This is a genomic window from Undibacterium sp. Ji42W (assembly GCF_049340405.1).
Taxonomy (GTDB): domain Bacteria; phylum Pseudomonadota; class Gammaproteobacteria; order Burkholderiales; family Burkholderiaceae_D; genus Undibacterium.
This window is the reverse complement of sequence record NZ_JBMPOV010000071.1, coordinates 1-330: the sequence shown is the minus strand read 5'-3', so window position 1 is coordinate 330 and position 330 is coordinate 1. Positions and strand designations below refer to the sequence as shown.

The window sequence follows — 330 nt, the reverse complement described above, 5'->3', positions numbered from 1 at the left end:
TGCGTGGTTTGTTTGATTCTTACTATGCCGAACATGCTGAAAAGAGTGTGGTGTTTGATACCAACCGCATGTGGACTGCCCATCTGCCTATGTTGATGGACCAGTTCCCCGGCTCCAAAGTGATTGCTTGTGTGCGTAATGTCGCCTGGGTGATGGACAGCATAGAGCGCAAATATGCGGCTGACCCTTACGAAATAACACGCCTGTTCAATGACGATAATGAACGTGCAACAGTCTATAGCAGGGTAGAGACCCTGGCACTGCGCAACCGCATGGTGGGTTATCCATGGGCTGCATTGAAGAGCGCCTTTTACAGTGAGCATGCTGGTT

Annotated in this window: 1 pseudogene; it reads left to right on the top strand. The window is 50.3% G+C overall.

Annotated elements, in window-relative coordinates:
- Positions 1-330: pseudogene (locus ACO0LG_RS29640) on the top strand (hypothetical protein); the annotation flags it as partial.